General features: G+C 62.3%; 14 protein-coding genes. 6 read left to right on the forward strand and 8 right to left on the reverse strand.

Annotation, left to right across the window (positions count from 1 at the left end):
• Positions 1 to 44: 44 nt before the first annotated feature.
• Positions 45 to 554: a formaldehyde-activating enzyme gene (gene fae, locus NCT05_RS21855; RefSeq protein WP_008354351.1), complete on the forward strand. Its 510-nt coding sequence runs from the start codon at positions 45 to 47 to the stop codon at positions 552 to 554.
• An 85-nt stretch (positions 555 to 639) separates the two neighbouring features.
• Complete coding sequence (locus tag NCT05_RS21860; protein ID WP_008354350.1) at positions 640 to 1,041, forward strand: hypothetical protein; 402 nt, start codon at positions 640 to 642, stop codon at positions 1,039 to 1,041.
• A gap of 183 nt (positions 1,042 to 1,224) precedes the next feature.
• On the opposite strand, the gene NCT05_RS21865 is transcribed toward NCT05_RS21860, so the two are convergent.
• Positions 1,225 to 1,716: a dihydroneopterin aldolase gene (locus NCT05_RS21865; RefSeq protein WP_250503153.1), complete on the reverse strand. Its 492-nt coding sequence runs from the start codon at positions 1,714 to 1,716 to the stop codon at positions 1,225 to 1,227.
• A 327-nt stretch (positions 1,717 to 2,043) separates the two neighbouring features.
• Between NCT05_RS21865 and NCT05_RS21870 the strand changes: the two genes are divergently transcribed.
• Genes NCT05_RS21870 through NCT05_RS21880 form a run of 3 tightly spaced genes read left to right on the forward strand, consistent with a single transcriptional unit; the run spans position 2,044 to position 6,076 of the window.
• Positions 2,044 to 4,101, forward strand: a complete 2,058-nt coding sequence (locus NCT05_RS21870; RefSeq protein ID WP_250436148.1) for a sigma-54-dependent Fis family transcriptional regulator — start codon at positions 2,044 to 2,046, stop codon at positions 4,099 to 4,101.
• Positions 4,098 to 4,697: a flavoprotein gene (locus tag NCT05_RS21875; protein WP_250460606.1), complete on the forward strand. Its 600-nt coding sequence runs from the start codon at positions 4,098 to 4,100 to the stop codon at positions 4,695 to 4,697. Before NCT05_RS21870 ends, NCT05_RS21875 begins: the two co-directional genes overlap by 4 nt.
• Positions 4,676 to 6,076 (forward strand): DUF6513 domain-containing protein, encoded by a 1,401-nt coding sequence (locus NCT05_RS21880; RefSeq protein WP_250436150.1) that lies wholly within the window; start codon positions 4,676 to 4,678, stop codon positions 6,074 to 6,076. Before NCT05_RS21875 ends, NCT05_RS21880 begins: the two co-directional genes overlap by 22 nt.
• Here NCT05_RS21880 and NCT05_RS21885 read toward each other — a convergent pair.
• Positions 6,073 to 6,621, reverse strand: coding sequence for a thioredoxin family protein (locus NCT05_RS21885; RefSeq protein ID WP_175982836.1), 549 nt, complete (start codon positions 6,619 to 6,621; stop codon positions 6,073 to 6,075). The genes NCT05_RS21880 and NCT05_RS21885 overlap by 4 nt on opposite strands.
• 192 nt (positions 6,622 to 6,813) lie before the next feature.
• Here NCT05_RS21885 and NCT05_RS21890 point away from each other — a divergent pair, with 192 nt between their 5' ends.
• Entirely contained in the window at positions 6,814 to 8,190 is a 1,377-nt protein-coding gene (locus NCT05_RS21890) for a glycosyltransferase family protein (protein ID WP_250503154.1), read from the forward strand.
• 164 nt (positions 8,191 to 8,354) lie between these two features.
• On the opposite strand, the gene fba is transcribed toward NCT05_RS21890, so the two are convergent.
• The 6 genes from fba to NCT05_RS21920 are packed head-to-tail and all read right to left on the reverse strand — an operon-like array spanning position 8,355 to position 14,884.
• Positions 8,355 to 9,392 (reverse strand): class II fructose-bisphosphate aldolase, encoded by a 1,038-nt coding sequence (gene fba / locus NCT05_RS21895; RefSeq protein WP_008354342.1) that lies wholly within the window; start codon positions 9,390 to 9,392, stop codon positions 8,355 to 8,357.
• Positions 9,393 to 9,420: 28 nt separating this feature from the next.
• Positions 9,421 to 11,463 (reverse strand): transketolase, encoded by a 2,043-nt coding sequence (gene tkt / locus NCT05_RS21900; RefSeq protein WP_250503155.1) that lies wholly within the window; start codon positions 11,461 to 11,463, stop codon positions 9,421 to 9,423.
• A gap of 35 nt (positions 11,464 to 11,498) precedes the next feature.
• Complete coding sequence (locus tag NCT05_RS21905; RefSeq protein WP_175982833.1) at positions 11,499 to 12,371, reverse strand: phosphoribulokinase; 873 nt, start codon at positions 12,369 to 12,371, stop codon at positions 11,499 to 11,501.
• Between the two features lie 49 nt (positions 12,372 to 12,420).
• Positions 12,421 to 13,515, reverse strand: coding sequence for a class 1 fructose-bisphosphatase (locus tag NCT05_RS21910; RefSeq protein WP_008354339.1), 1,095 nt, complete (start codon positions 13,513 to 13,515; stop codon positions 12,421 to 12,423).
• A gap of 16 nt (positions 13,516 to 13,531) precedes the next feature.
• A complete protein-coding gene (gene cbbX / locus NCT05_RS21915; RefSeq protein ID WP_008354338.1) occupies positions 13,532 to 14,452 on the reverse strand; it encodes a CbbX protein in 921 nt (306 codons plus the stop codon).
• A gap of 15 nt (positions 14,453 to 14,467) precedes the next feature.
• Positions 14,468 to 14,884, reverse strand: a complete 417-nt coding sequence (locus NCT05_RS21920; RefSeq protein ID WP_008354337.1) for a ribulose bisphosphate carboxylase small subunit — start codon at positions 14,882 to 14,884, stop codon at positions 14,468 to 14,470.
• Positions 14,885 to 15,529 lie beyond the last annotated feature (645 nt).

Here is a 15,529-nt window from a genome sequence, read left to right on the forward strand (position 1 = left end):
AGCAAGTCGCTATCCCTAGAACCACACATCACTGGAGGAACAGCATGGCCAAGATCAACCGCGTCCTGGTAGGAGAGTCGCTCGTCGGCGATGGCAACGAGGTGGCACACATCGACTTGATCATCGGACCGCGAGGTTCCGCTGCCGAGACCGCGTTCTGCAACGCGCTCACGAACAACAAGGACGGCTTCACGTCGCTGCTCGCCGTGGTTGCGCCGAATCTGCTGACCAAGCCGAACACGATTCTCTTCAACAAGGTGACGATCAAGGGCGCGAAGCAGGCCGTGCAGATGTTCGGCCCGGCGCAGCGCGCGGTGGCGATGGCTGTCGCCGACAGCGTGGAAGGCGGCGTCATTCCCGCCGACGAAGCCGACGACCTGTTCATTTGCGTCGGCGTGTTCATTCACTGGGAAGCGGACAACGACCAGAAGATTCACGACTTCAACTATCAGGCGACGAAGGAAGCGATTGCGCGCGCGGTGGCGGGCGAGCCATCGGCCCAGGATGTAGTATCGAAGAAGGGAACGATGTCGCATCCGTTCTCGCCGAGCTGATTTGTTGTTTGGGGCCGGTGCGTGTGGGTCTTTTGCGTGCCGGCTGTCTTGGCGTTGTTCGTTTCATAACCACGAGGCTCTTCGCATGACCCCACGTTGCTGCGCGTTGTCGGTGCTTCTTTGCCTCTCGCTGATCTCGCCGCTTTCGTTCGCCGCGACAGGCGCGGGTGGCGGGCCGCCGCCGGCGAAGACGCACGATTATCCGACCGAAGGGCGCGTGGAATACGTGCTCGGATGCATGGACGATAACGGGCACGATTTCGCCAACGTGTACAAGTGCTCGTGTGCGATCGACAAGATCGCCAAGGTGCTTACTTATGACGATTACGTCGAGCAATCTACGTTTTCTAAGTACGCTACGTTGGGTGGGGAAGGTGGGGCAGAGTTTCGCGTGGATCGCGCGAAGGCTCAAACCAAAAAGTATCGGGAATTGCAGAGGGATGCTTATAAGGCTTGTGGGATTCAGCAGAAGGCTGCTGCCAAGTGAAGTTCTTTTTGCTTGCGGTTTTCTCTCGCGCTCTTGATTTCGCCGGATCCCGTGATCGTGTCGGTCTATTAGCACTGCCCCTGTGCGGGGCGGCACAGGGGCAACGCTAATAGACCGACGCGAAACCGGGATCCGGCGAAAACCAAAGCCAAAAACCAAAAGCGAAAAAAAACCAAAAACCCATCACCCCGGCACATACCCCCGCCCGATCCAAGCAAGGCTAACAGAACCGCCGCCCCGCACATCGACGCTACGTCGTCGCTCAATCACAACACCCACAGCATCGACATCATCGAACTTGGCTGGCTTGGCCAGCGTAACCCTTACCCAATGCGCACCGAAATCCGCGATAAGCATCTGCGCGATGCGCTCCGCCAGCGCCTCCAGCAACTGCAATCCATGCGACGCAAGCAGCCCGTGAACCGCCTCCCGCACTGCCGCATAGTTGACCGTGTCCTCGATCCGATCCGTCACGCAGGCGCGCAACGACGGCACTCCGATCGCGAGGCTCATCCGCACCGGCTGCGGATCATGCAGCTCGCTCTTGTCGATGCCGATAACCGTCTGCCCCGTCAGTCCCTCGATATAAACGATGTCCATTGCAGCATGCGATAGGGACGCATCAGGTTGCGGCGCAACATGCGCAGCTTCGCGGATCGGTTCGAATCGGCCCATATGTTCATCACCGCGCGAATGCGGCCCTTTATAGAAAAGAGACCCGGCGCCAATCGCCGAATCCATCCGCGAATGGCAAGCAAAAAGCGGGCGCGTTCGCATCACTCTATGCGACTACTTATTGAACCTACGCGCCTAAGGATGTACAGTTTTTGAGAACCGGTCGTTCGGGTCCGCAGACAGCACCTGAAATCTCCCGATCATCCGGCCACGAGGCGCGCCTTCAGGCACGATTGGCCGCAGCGCCAGCGTAAAACACAACAGATTCGGCGTCGAACGGCCGCGCGAAACGCGCACCGGAATGCGGCGCAACGGAGACTTGCCCCCATGTCGTCACTTGCTGACGTAGACACGCATGTCCGGGAAGTGCTGAACATCGTCAATAATCCGCTGGCCGCGCGCCGCGCCAGCGATTCGGTCGCGCAATCGTGGCTGCGATGCCTCACGGAATTCAGGCTCGATCCAGGCCGCTTCGTCATGCCGCCCGTGCTCGCGCAGCACGAACTCAACGAGCGTCGCGAAGCCGCGAGCGATCTCATCGCGTGCTCGAAGCTCGAAATGACGACGCTCTATCAGCAACTCGCCGATCCTGAACTCGCCGTCGTGCTCGTCGATGCCGATGGCGTCATCGTGCATCAGGTGTCGTCGGTGCCGTTCGGCGAAGCCGTCGCCGCCGACGGCCTGCGCGTCGGCGCGATGTGGAGCGAGCGCGAAGCCGGTACCAACGGCATGGGCACGTGCCTCATCGAGCGCGACTGCATCGCCGTTTGTCAGCACGAGCATTTCTATCCACGCTATACATCGCTCACGTGCTCCGCCGCGCCGATCTTCGATGAACGCGGCACCGTCGTCGGCGTGCTCGATGTCACGAGCCGCTCGAAGCTGTTGCAGCAGCATTCGCTCGTGCTCGTCGGCATGTCGCGGCAGATGATCGAAAATCGTCTGATCGATGCGCGCTACCGGCACGCGAACATGATCCACTTTCATAGCCGGCCCGAGTTCGTCGGCACTCTGCATGCGGGCAAGCTCGCCGTCAGCGACGACGGCGTCGTGCTCGCCGCAAGCCGCAGCGCCCTCTTCCAGCTCGATCTGCGCTCGCCCGCCGAGCTGTGCGGCAAGCGCATCGAGGAAGCGTTCAATGCGTCGCTCGAAGACATGATCGCGCGCAGCATTCGCGGCTCGTTCCATCCGGTGACGGTCTACAGCGCGAAGGCGAACAGCCGCTTCTTCCTCACTGCGCAGACGTCGCGCGAAGGCGCGAAGGGCGCAACGCGCATCCTGATGAACGATCCGGCATCGCGCGATCTGTCCGCGCCCGGCGCGCGCGCCAAAGCGTCGAAGAAGGACGCGCGCGAGCCGGCATCGGCGGGCCGCCTCGACAAGCTCGCGCATCTGGAGTTCGGCGATCCGCGCATGGCCTCGCAGATTCAACTCGCGGCGCGCGTGATCCAGCGGAAGATCCCGATCATCCTGCGCGGCCAGACAGGCACCGGCAAGGAAGTCTTCGCCAATGCGCTGCACAGCATCAGCCCTAACGGAACCGGTGCGTTCGTCGCGGTGAATTGCGCATCGCTGCCGGAGAATCTGATCGAAAGCGAACTGTTCGGATATCGCGCCGGTGCGTTCACCGGCGCGCAGCGTGAAGGCCGTCGCGGCAAGATCGTGCAGGCGAACGGCGGCACCCTTTTCCTCGATGAAATCGGCGACATGCCGCTCGCCTTGCAAGCGCGTCTTCTGCGCGTGCTCGAAGAACACGAGGTCACGCCGCTCGGCGCGGAAACGACGGTGAAGGTGGACTTTCAGCTCATCAGCGCGAGCCACCGCAATCTCGTCGAGCTCGTGCAAACCGGCATGTTCCGCGAGGACCTGTATTACCGGCTGAACGGTATCGAGATCAATCTGCCGCCGCTGCGCGAACGCGCCGATGCGCTCGCGCTCATCGGCCATATTCTCGAGACCGAAGCCGAAGAACCGCCCGCGCTTTCCGCCGAAGCGAAGCAGGCGCTCTTGAACTATCCGTGGCCGGGCAATATCCGCCAGTTGCGGCATGTGCTGCAGATGGCGATCGCACTCTGCGACGGCCCCGAGATTCGCTGCGCGCATCTGCCGCCAGAGATCGCGAACGGCGTCGCGCCGGTCACGCAAACCGCCGCACGCACGCCGATAACCGCAGCGCCGCATCTCGCCGACGATGCCGATACGTCGTCGCTCAACGCGATCCAGGTCAAGGAGCGCGAGACCGTGCTTCAGTTGCTCGACGAGCATCGCTGGAACGTGAGCAATGTCGCGAAGGTGCTCGGCATCAGCCGCAATACGCTGTATCGCAAGATGCATCGTCTGCATATCCGGCTGTCGCACGATACGCCGGGCGCATCCGACGCATGACGCAACCCACGCCCGCCCGCCGGCTCGACGAGTTCAAGCCCGACGCGCGCTTTGCGTGGTGCGTGACGGGCTCGGGCCATATGCTCGAAGAATCGATCGCGCTCGCACGGCAGCTTCCGGGCGTCGATCTGTTTCTCTCGTCTGCCGGCGAGGAAGTGCTGCCGCTCTACGGCTGGACTGTCGCGAAACTGCGCGAGCACTTCAAGGTGTTGCGCGACAACAGCGCGAGCAGCGTGCCCGTCGGCATGATCTATAGCGGCGAATATCACACGGTCGTGATCGCGCCCGCGACGAGCAACACCGTCGCCAAATGCGCGTTCGGCATCTCCGACACCCTGCCCACCAATCTCTATGCGCAAGCCGGCAAGCAATGCGTGCCGGGCATCGTGTTCGCATGCGATACCGCGCCCTCCGTCATCACGCAGGCCCCGCACGAATGGGTCGAAGTGAGGCCGCGCGCGATCGAGTTCGAGAACGTCGAGCGGCTCGCGCGCTTCGCGCATACCACCGTGGCCCGCTCGCTCGACGATCTCAAAGCCGCGCTCGATCAACGCCTGGCGGACCTGAAGCTCGCATGGAACACATCGTCTTCCTGACGGGACGGCTCGCGGAGCCGAGCCTTCGGCAAGTGCTCGAAAGCATCGCGCCTGCGGCCGCAGGATCGCCGTTCACATGGGAAGTGCGCGAGATCGGCCTTCAGGTCGCGGGCCTGATGACCGCCGACATGATCCGCCGGCGCGTCGCGACGCCCTTGAGCGAAGGCACGACTCGCATGATCGTGCCCGGCCGATGCCGCGGCGATCTCGACGCCCTCACCGCGCATTACGGCGTGAAGGTCGAGCGCGGTCCCGAAGAGGTGAAGGACTTGCCGCAATTCTTCGGACGCGAGGCGCGGCATGTCGATCTGTCGCGCTACGAGACGGAGATATTCGCGGAGATCGTCGATGCGCCGCGTCTCGATCTCGACGGCATCGCGGCGCGCGCGCGCGAATACAAGCGGCAAGGCGCGGATGTAATCGATATCGGCTGTCTGCCGGAAACGCCGTTTGCTCATCTCGAGGACGCGGTCGCGATGCTTAAAGAGCAAGGCTATCGCGTGAGCGTCGATTCGATGCGTGAAGAGGAACTCGTGCGCGGCGGGCGCGCGGGCGCGGACTATGTGATGAGCCTCAACGTCGATACGCTATGGATAACTGATGAAATTGCGTCGACGCCGATACTCGTGCCGCGCGAGCCCGCGGACGTCGCATCGCTCGATGCCGCAATCGACGCGATGACGAGGCGCGGCCGCGCCTTTCTCGCCGATCCGATTCTCGATCCGATTCCGTTCGGACTCGCGGCGTCCATCGCGCGTTACGTGTCGTTGCGCGAGCGTCATCCCGAAGTGCCGATCATGATGGGCGTCGGCAATGTGACCGAGCTGACCGAGGCCGACACGAGCGGCATCAACGCAGTGTTGTTCGGCATGGCGGCGGAATTGCGCATCGCCGCCGTGCTGACGACGTCGGTCAGCCTGCACGCGCGCCGCGCCGTTCGCGAAGCCGATGTCGCGCGTCGCGTGATGCACGCCGCGCGCGAAACGCAGACGCTGCCCAAAGGCATATCCGCCGATCTGTCCGCGCTGCACGCAAAGCGGCCGTTTCCGTACGATGCCGAAGAGATCGCCGCATTCGCCGCCGCCGTGCGCGATCCGAATTTTCGCGTGCAAGTATCGGCGGACGGCATACATGTCTATAACCGCGACGGGCATCACGTCGCCGTCGATCCGTTCGCGCTCTATCCCGCGCTGAAGATCGAAAACGATGGCGGGCACGCGTTCTACCTCGGCGTGCAGCTCGCGCGCGCGGAAATCGCGTGGCAGCTGGGCAAGCGCTTCGATCAGGATGAGCAACTCGATTGGGGATGCGAAGTCGATCGGCCCGATGAAGACCTGATGGCGTGGCATGCGCCCGGCAGCACAAAAAAGACAAGCTAAGGCTTCCATTTGATCGAGCAGCCGAGCGCGGGATATTGCGCTTCGGGCGCTTCGCCGTTTATCGCTACTGCGCGCATCGCTTCGAAGAGATCGCGGCGCGCATCGGGCAAAGCCTGCTTGCGCGACGCATCGATTCGGCCGCGATATTTCAGGCGCAATTCGCGGTCGAAGCCGAAGCACTCCGGCGTGCAGACCGCGCCATACGCGCGCGCGATTTCCTGCGTTTCGTCGTGCAGATACGGAAACGGCAGGTTCCATTCTTCGGCGACCGCGATCATGCGATCGAAGGCGTCGTCGGTGTAGACGGCCGCATCGTTCGAATTGATGCCTGCCACGTTGACGCCGATTTCATGCAACGCGCGCGCATCGCGGATCAGGTTCGGCATCGCGGCCTTCACGTAGGGACAGTGATTGCACATGAAGACGATCACGAGGCCGTTCTCACCCTTCAGAGAATGAGGTGTGTGCATGCTGCCGTCGGTCGCGGGGAGCACGAAACCGGATGCGATCGCGCCGAGTTCGGCAGTCGGTGATTCGGTAGGCATGATGACATCGCTCCAAAAAGGTTGCTCGAACTATTCAATGGTTGACTGCAAATAGCCTAAAATGCGGTTCCGCTAACAACATGAACTACAGCGTAATCCTTAGTTTTTTGTACTTCGCATCCGCCGTTGAACATTTCTCCACGCCTTTAAGCCTTCGCGCAGCTCTCCTTTCAACGGAGCGGCGCCGCCATCATGCAAGTCATCAGTCTTTTTCTTCACCCCTCCCGCGCAGCGCTCGACAATCATCGACACTATGCCGCCTTGCATGGGTATCGCCATATCGTCATCGACGCGGCAGACATCTATCGGAACGCGCCGGCGCAATGGCTCTTCAAGTACGAGTCGCTGCTCTCCGAAATGCACCGCGCCGAAGAGGGCGAGATCGTTTTGTTGCTGAGCGAGAACGCTGCGATCGTCGAGCCGGTGCCGCTCGACTTCGTGCTCGGCGAACGCGACTGGCTGCTCACCCGTATCAAGGACGTGCGGCCTCAACCCGATGTTCAAATCTGGCGCAACACGGATCGGGTGCGCGCCGAGCTGCTGAAAGTCGTGAATCGCTGCCGGTTCGGATCGCCTATACCGCCAATCGAAACCGACCTGCTCGATGCCTTCGATGCATGCACGTTTCCTCGCGTTTGCGGTAACGCGCGGAACCCGATCTACGCGGTGCTCGCCGCCAGTGGCCCCCTCATGCCCGTATGGCCGCGGTTTCGCGTATTCGCGCTCGCTATCGCCGAAGAGCACGCCGATCTCTCGCGAACATGCGTGCATCCCCGGCTGCGGGAAGCGCTCATCGAGCATCTCAATGCACATCGCAACAACCATGCGCGTGCGTTCGAGGACGGCGCATCCGATGAAAGCACGATGACGGCCATGAGCACCTGCAATCCCGGACGGCCCGTGTCGATCACGACCGTCTACACGCCAGAGGCAGCGATCTACGGACGCATCGCAGAAGCGAACCTGCGTGAGTATTGCGAACGTCATGGCTATACCTTGTACGTGCATCGCGAGGTTCCGCGCCGCATCGCCGAACGCCTGCCGATGCGCGGCAATTGGGTCAAGCCTTTCCTGCTGCGCGAAAACCTCCCGCATCACGAATGGGCTTTCTGGCTCGACGCCGACACGCTCGTCAACGATCTCGACCGGCCACTCGAGTCTTTCTGCAGCAGCCGCGATCTCGTTCTTGCGCGCGATGTCGGCACCTGGATTTTCAATTCAGGCGTGATGGGTTTTCGCCGCACGCCTGCGAATGCCGCGCTACTCGATCGGGTCATCGCAAGCGTCGAGAACGTCGATGACAAGCAAAGTCTCGTATCGGGCGGCGGGGATCAATGGCATTTCAATTGCGCGGTCTCGGAGCAGGCATCGTTGGGCAGCGAAGACATATGCAGCCTCGTTGACATCAACACGCCGTGGGGCTTTCGTGTGCCGTCGAGCTTTCTCGTTCACTATCACGGCATGTCGCCGCAGATGCGGGCGCTGCTCATGTCGTACGATCTTCGATTGCGCAGGGCCGAGATGGAACATGCGGGGATGGCTGTCGGTGATTCGGTAGGCATGAAATAGGTCCCAATTGTTTCGATTGGCGGTTTGGCATATTGGTGGGGCGATTGCACTCGGATAGCATCGAAGTTCTCCTTAACTATCCGAGGACATGAGTATATTTTCAGTGTCGAAGAAGCGCAGAAGGATCTGCCTGAAGCCGCCCGTCTTACCGAGCGGCGCTCCTCTCAGTGATACCGCTTCGCCATCGCCTCGAGTCCCATCGGCCTGATGCGATCCGCGTGTCCCGCGCAGCCGAACGCCTCGAACCGCTCGACGCATAAATCCCGCGCCGCCGCCGTCGCCGCCTTCAGCGCATGCCTCGGATCGAACTCCGACTTCGCCGACGCCATCGCGCGCCGCATCGCGCCGGTCATCGCGAGCCGGATATCCGTATCGATGTTCACCTTGCGCACGCCGTTCGCGATGCCGCGCCGAATTTCATCGACGGGCACGCCGAACGTCGCCGGAATCTCACCGCCATGCTCGCGGATGATCGCGAGCCATTCCTGCGGCACTGACGACGAACCGTGCATCACGAGATGCGTATCCGGAATGCGCGCGTGAATCTCGGCGATGCGATCGATCGCGAGAATATCGCCGGTTGGCTGGCGGCTGAACTTGTAAGCGCCGTGCGACGTGCCGATGGCGATCGCGAGCGCATCGATGCCCGTCGCCTCGACGAACGCGCGCGCTTCGTCGGGATCGGTCAGCAGGCGATCGTGACTCAGCGCGCCTTGTGCGCCGACGCCGTCCTCGTCGCCGGCGCGCCCCGTCTCCAGCGATCCGAGACAACCCAGCTCGCCCTCCACCGACACGCCCACCGAATGCGCCGCCTCGACGACGCGCCGGCTCACGTCCACGTTGTAGTCGTATTCCGCGGGCGTTTTCTGATCGGGCATGAGCGAGCCGTCCATCATCACGGAGGTGAAGCCCGAACGAATCGCCTGCTGGCAAACCGACGGGCTCGCGCCGTGATCCTGATGCAGCACCACCGGAATATCCGGATGCGCCTCGACCGCCGCCAACACCAGATGCCGCAGATACGGCTCGCCCGCATACTTGCGCGCGCCCGCCGACGCCTGCAGGATGACCGGGCTTCTCGTCGCCTCGGCCGCCTGCATGATTGCGTGGACCTGCTCCATGTTGTTGACGTTGAACGCGGGCACGCCGTAACCGTGCTCCGCCGCGTGATCCAGCAACTGCCTCAATGCGATGAAAGCCATCGTGATGTCTCCATGCAAAACGCGAAAATCATGCGGCCACGCGGCGCGCTTCGTCGACGAGCGCATCGGTCGTCACGCCGAAGTGCGCGAACAGTTCGCTGGCGGGCGCCGATTCACCGAAGCGATCGATGCCGATCACGCCGCCATTCAGCCCGACGTACTGCCGCCAGAACGCCGTGACGCCCGCTTCGATCGCGACACGCGGCACGCCTTCGGGCAGCACGCGTTCGCGCCACGCGTTGCACTGGCGATCGAACACGGTCGTCGAAGGCATCGACACGACGCGCGCGAGAATGCCCTCTTTCTTCAGCGGCTCGACGGCGGCGAGCGCAAGCGCGACTTCCGAGCCGGTCGCGATCAACACGACGCGGCGCGCATCGCGCTCGCAAGTCGAAGGCCAGTCGGCGAGCACGTAGCCGCCGCGCTCGATGCCGTCGATCTGCGCTTCGTCGCGCGGCACGAACGGCAAATTCTGCCGCGACAACAGCAGACACGAAGGCCGGTCGCGCTCGATCGCGCCGATCCACGCCTGCATCGTCTCGACCGTATCGCACGGACGCCACACGTCGAGGCCCGGAATCATGCGCAGCGTCGCGGCGTGTTCGATCGGCTGATGCGTCGGGCCATCCTCGCCGAGTCCGATGGAATCGTGCGTAAAAACGAACACCGTTCGCGTCTTCATCAGCGCGGCCATGCGCAGCGCATTGCGCGAATAGTCGGAGAACGTCAGAAACGTGCCGCCGAACGGCAGATACCCGCGATGCAGCGCAACGCCGTTCAGCACCGCGCTCATGCCGAACTCGCGCACGCCGAAGTGGATGTAGTTGCCCTTCTCCGGCGCGGCGCTTACATCGACCGCGTCCTTCCAGCGCGTGAGATTCGAGCCGGTCAGGTCGGCCGAACCGCCGAGCAGTTCGGGCAACGCGCGCGCCAGTCCTTCGATCGCGAGTTGCGACGCCTTGCGGGTCGCGATGCTCTGTCGCGCGCGATCCGCATCGCGCACGAGCGTATGCGCCGTGTCGCGCCAGTTCGCGGGCAACGCGCCGCGCACGCGCCGCTCGAATTCGGCGGCCTCGCCCGGAAACACGCGGCGATACGCACCGAAGCGACGTTTCCAGTCGTCCTGTGCCGCCGCGCCCGCCTCGCGCGCGTCCCACAGCGCGCGTATCGGCGATGGGATCTCGAACGGCGGATGCATCCAGCCAAGCGCGTGCCGCGTCGCTTCCACTTCGTCGGCGGGAAGCGGCGCGCCGTGCACATCGTGCGTGCCGGCCATCTTCGGCGCGCCGAGGCCGATCACCGTCTTGCAGCAGATCAGCGTCGGCCGGTCCGACTCGCGCGCGAGCTGCAACGCATGCGATACGTCGTCGACATCGTGGCCGTCCACCGCGCGCACGACATGCCAGCCGTACGATTCGAAGCGCTTCGGCGTATCGTCGGTGAACCAGCCGTCGACGTGGCCATCGATGGAAATGCCGTTGTCGTCGTAAAGCACGGTGAGCTTGTTCAGCCGCAACGTGCCCGCAAGCGACGCCGCTTCGTGCGACACGCCTTCCATCAGACAGCCGTCGCCCGCGAAAACATACGTGCGATGGTCGACGATCTCATGCCCCGGCCGATTGAACTCGCGCGCGAGCAACGCTTCGGCAAGCGCCATGCCGACTGCGTTCGTCAGCCCTTGCCCGAGCGGTCCGGTCGTCGTTTCGACGCCGGGCGTCACGCCGAATTCCGGATGTCCGGGCGTCTTGCTGCCCATCTGCCGGAAGCGCTTGATCTCGTCGATGGACAAGTCATAGCCGCTCAGATGCAGCAACGCATAGAGCAGCATCGAGCCGTGCCCGTTCGACAGCACGAAGCGGTCGCGATCGGGCCAGTCGGGATCGGCGGGATTATGTTTCAGATGACGTCCCCATAACGCGACCGCGATCTCCGCCATGCCCATCGGCATGCCGGGATGACCGGAGTTGGCCTGGCTCACGGCATCGACGGCGAGCATGCGCAACGCGTTCGCCATCTGCCGCGTGTCGGGTGAGCGATGAAGTCGGGGCAATGCTTCAGCGACGGCATTCATGTGATGCCTCCTTGGATGCGATGATGAGAAACCTTTCATGCGCGCGCGCGCCGGTCGCGTAGCTGCAGGATCATCGGCGTGAAGATGAGCTGCATCGCGAGACCCATCTTGCCGCCGGGCACGACGATCACATTCGGCCGCGACATGAACGAGTCGTGCAGCATCGTCAACAGATACGGAAAGTCGATGCCCTTCGGCTTCGCGAAGCGGATCACGACGAAGCTCTCGTCGGGCTGCGGAATCTCGCGCGACGTGAACGGGTTCGACGTATCCACGGTCGGCACGCGCTGGAAATTCACATGCGTGCGCGAGAATTGCGGGCAGATGTAGTTCACGTAATCGGGCATGCGGCGCAGGATCGTATCGACGACGGCTTCATGCGAGTATCCGCGCATCGTCTGATCGCGATGCAGCTTCTGAATCCATTCGAGATTGATGATCGGCACCACGCCGACGAGCAAGTCCGCATGACGCGCGATATCGACCTTGTCGGTGACGGCTGCGCCATGCAGGCCTTCGTAGAACATCATGTCCGTGCCGGGCGTGACGTCTTCCCATGGCGTGAAGGTGCCCGCTTCCTGCTTGTAATGCACGGCTTCGCCTTCATCGTGCACGTAGTGGCGAAACTTGCCGCCGCCGGTTTCGCCGTAGGTATCGAACAGCGTTTCGAGTTCAAGCAGCAGATTCGCTTCCGGCCCGAAGTGGCTGAAGTTGACGAGACCGTCGCGTTCGCTCTGCTTCATCGCTTCGCGCATGCCGAGGCGATCGTATCGATGGAACGCATCGCCTTCGACGATCTGCGCGTTGATTTTTTCGCGCCTGAAGATATGCGTGAAGCTCTTCATGACGGTGGTGGTGCCGGCGCCGCTCGAACCGGTCACTGCAACGATCGGATGTTTGACTGACATGCGCTTGTCTCCCTGAATGTAATCGATGAGCGCCGTTTCAGATGCGGGATCAGGCTTCCGTTTCCGGCAGGAACAGCGAGCGCTCCTTGAACAAGGGCGACGTGAACGGCTTGTCCTCGCCGCGATCGTATTCGCCGTGATAGCGCTGAATGCGGTCGACTTCGTTGCGTGAGCCGAGTATCACGGGCACGCGTTGATGCAGCGCTTTCGGCTCGACATCGAGAATGCGTTCGCGCCCGGTGATCGACAGCCCGCCCGCCTGCTCGACGAGAAAGCTCATCGGGCTGGCTTCATACAGGAGACGCAGGCGGCCTTCCATCGCTGGCGTCTTGAAGTCGCGCGGATACATGAACACGCCGCCGCGCATGAGGATGCGATGCACTTCCGCGACCATCGATGCGATCCAGCGCATGTTGAAGTCCTGCGCGCGGCATCCGGTGCGGCCGTCCTTGCATTCCTGCACGTAGCGGCGCACGGGGGGTTCCCAGAAGCGCTCGTTCGATGCGTTGATCGCGAACTCGCACGAATCCTCGGGAATGCGAATATCGGAGTGCGTGAGCACGAAGTTGCCGACATCGCGTTCGAGCGTGAAGCCGTGCGTGCCATTGCCGACGGAGAGCACGAGCATCGTCGACGGGCCGTAGATCGCATAGCCTGCCGCAACCTGCTCGCGGCCCGGACGCAGAAACGCTGCATCGTTGGGCGCGTCGCTTTCGTCGCTCGCGCGCCTCAACACCGAGAAGATCGATCCGACTACGCCGTTGATATCGATGTTGGACGAGCCATCGAGCGGATCGAACGCGAGCAGATACTCGCCACGCGGATACGGCTCGGGAATCGCGTAGACGTCGTCCATTTCTTCCGACACCATGCCCGCGAGCAGACCGTCCCATTCGCAATGCTGCAGGAAAATATCGTTGGTCACGAGGTCGAGCTTCTTTTGTTCCTCGCCATGCGTATTGATCGATTGTGCCGAGCCGTGCTGTCCGCTCAACGCACCGCGCGTCAATGCGGCCGCGATCGTCTTGATCGATGCGGCCACGTCGATCAACAGCGCGGAGAGTCCGCTCGCCGCCTCGGGTCCGGGCTTGCGGTCGAGCGTGTCGATCAGGAACTTCGATAAGGTCGTGCGTCCATCCTGCATCGCGTTCTCCTTCGAGTTATGAATCGGTGAACACGCGGCTCGCGCGGATATCGCTGGCGTCGAGTTGCATCAGCGCGTTGGCATCGGCGACACCGTTGCCGCTTTCGGCCGCGGCGAACAGCCGGTTCGCCTGACGCAGTCGCGCGCGATCCAGCGCATTGCGCACCGAACGCGCGTTGGCGAAGTTCGGCTGTCTGATGCGATGCGCAAGATAGTCTTCGAAGGCGCATCGGGCGGCGTCGTCGAAGCGGTAGTGCATGTCGCTCAGCATGTGCTCGGCGATTTGCAGAAGCTCGCCGGGCGCGTAGTCCGGAAATACGAGGTGATGCGCGATGCGCGAACGAAAGCCCGGGTTGCTATGAAAGAACGTCTCCATGCGCGACTCGTATCCCGCGAGGATCACGACGAGGTCGTCGCGCTGGTTCTCCATCGTTTGCAGCAGGATTTCAATGGCTTCCTGTCCGTAGTCGCGTTCGTTTTCCGGGCGATACAGGTAATAGGCCTCGTCGATGAAGAGCACGCCGCCCATCGCACGCTTGAGCACTTCGCGCGTTTTGGGCGCGGTATGGCCGATGTACTGGCCGACGAGATCGTCGCGTGTCACCGAGACGAGATGATTGCGGCGGATATAGCCCAGGCGATGCAGCACTTGCGCCATGCGCAGCGCAACCGTGGTCTTGCCGGTTCCGGGATTGCCCGAGAAGCACATGTGCAGCGTGGGCGCACCCGATGCGATACCGAGTGTCTCGCGGGCGCGCTCCACGAGCAGATGGGCGGCGATCTCGCGGATGCGCGTCTTGACCGGCGCGAGGCCGATGAGATCGCGGTCCAGTTCCGCCAGTACTTCGCCGATGCGCGATTCGCGATAGAGCGCCATCAGGTCGGCGTGCATCGCTTTCGCTTGCGGCGCTTCTTCGAGCGTGGCTTCGGCGTTCATGGTCGGTGTTCCTCATCAATAACGCTCGCCGCTCGGGCGATCGGTTGCGTAGGTGCGGATCGCATAGCGCTGGATGCGGCTTCTGTCGTCCTGGCGTTCGAGTCGGAAGCCTCGTTCTTCCGCTGGGCGATTCACCATGAACGAGAGGCGCATCGTTTCGAATCCGCGGACGGAGTCGAAGGCGTTTACTTTGATGTAGTGGTTCGGATACGTCTTGCGGCATTCGTTCACTTCCATCAGCACGCCGGCGGCATCGTGGAGGTCGAACATGGGGAGGCCCCACATTTCCCAATACGTATTCCTTGGATGGGGATCGTCGGTGTATTCCACCGAGCAGGCCCAGCCTTGCTCTAACGCGTAATTGATCTGTGCGGATATTTCTTCGTCGGTTAATGGTGGCAGGAAGGAGAATGTTCCTTGGGTGATGTTCATTTCGGGTTCCTTATGTTTGGAGATTCGGCTTCTTCTATGAAATCCTGTGTTCGCGGCGGTCTATTAGCGTTGCCCCTGTGCGGGGCGGCACTCACTTTCTTTGCTGCTGCAAAGAAAGTAAGCAAAGAAAGCAGCTACTGATACGCCCGCGGTCACACGCAATTTGGGTAGTCCTCTCGTCCATCGTGGGCTGCCTAAAGAGTGCCCTCATAGGCCCAACCGGGCTTGGATCGCGCACGGTCCGTCACATCGCACCACACACCAAACGGGTTCAGCACCAAATAGCTCCAGCCCGCTTCGCGGCCGACCGGTCCATCGGGGATGCATGTGCTTCTCTACTAACGTCTCCATCTCACTGCAATCGCCGCCCTTTGGTTTTCCTTGCGGACCCGGCGGCAGCGCGTAGCGCTGTGCCGAAGCTGTTTCGTGCTGAACCAGTGTCCTCAACACCTTCGGGCGGCAGACCGTGCGCGATCCAAGCCCGATTAGGTGTTTGAGGGCACTCTTTAGGCGAGTGCCGCCTGTGACGAGAGGACTACCCAACGTGCGTGTGACCGCGGGCCTGAAAAGCTGCTTTCTTTGGTTACTTGTATATTGAATCTGGCGTCCGGAAGCTGATCTCTCCCGTTCGCTCGAAGCGGTAGC

Origin of the sequence: Caballeronia sp. AZ7_KS35, from assembly GCF_023631045.1 — a bacterium.
Classification (GTDB): Bacteria; Pseudomonadota; Gammaproteobacteria; order Burkholderiales; family Burkholderiaceae; genus Caballeronia; species Caballeronia zhejiangensis.

Bases quoted from the DNA above. Each gene is read 5' to 3' on its own strand.
- fae (WP_008354351.1), top strand. From the start codon at position 45: ATGGCCAAGATCAACCGCGTCCTGGTAGGAGAGTCGCTCGTCGGCGAT.
- NCT05_RS21860 (WP_008354350.1), top strand. From the start codon at position 640: ATGACCCCACGTTGCTGCGCGTTGTCGGTGCTTCTTTGCCTCTCGCTG.
- NCT05_RS21865 (WP_250503153.1), bottom strand. From the start codon at position 1,716: ATGGGCCGATTCGAACCGATCCGCGAAGCTGCGCATGTTGCGCCGCAA.
- NCT05_RS21870 (WP_250436148.1), top strand. From the start codon at position 2,044: ATGTCGTCACTTGCTGACGTAGACACGCATGTCCGGGAAGTGCTGAAC.
- NCT05_RS21875 (WP_250460606.1), top strand. From the start codon at position 4,098: ATGACGCAACCCACGCCCGCCCGCCGGCTCGACGAGTTCAAGCCCGAC.
- NCT05_RS21880 (WP_250436150.1), top strand. From the start codon at position 4,676: ATGGAACACATCGTCTTCCTGACGGGACGGCTCGCGGAGCCGAGCCTT.
- NCT05_RS21885 (WP_175982836.1), bottom strand. From the start codon at position 6,621: ATGCCTACCGAATCACCGACTGCCGAACTCGGCGCGATCGCATCCGGT.
- NCT05_RS21890 (WP_250503154.1), top strand. From the start codon at position 6,814: ATGCAAGTCATCAGTCTTTTTCTTCACCCCTCCCGCGCAGCGCTCGAC.
- fba (WP_008354342.1), bottom strand. From the start codon at position 9,392: ATGGCTTTCATCGCATTGAGGCAGTTGCTGGATCACGCGGCGGAGCAC.
- tkt (WP_250503155.1), bottom strand. From the start codon at position 11,463: ATGAATGCCGTCGCTGAAGCATTGCCCCGACTTCATCGCTCACCCGAC.
- NCT05_RS21905 (WP_175982833.1), bottom strand. From the start codon at position 12,371: ATGTCAGTCAAACATCCGATCGTTGCAGTGACCGGTTCGAGCGGCGCC.
- NCT05_RS21910 (WP_008354339.1), bottom strand. From the start codon at position 13,515: ATGCAGGATGGACGCACGACCTTATCGAAGTTCCTGATCGACACGCTC.
- cbbX (WP_008354338.1), bottom strand. From the start codon at position 14,452: ATGAACGCCGAAGCCACGCTCGAAGAAGCGCCGCAAGCGAAAGCGATG.
- NCT05_RS21920 (WP_008354337.1), bottom strand. From the start codon at position 14,884: ATGAACATCACCCAAGGAACATTCTCCTTCCTGCCACCATTAACCGAC.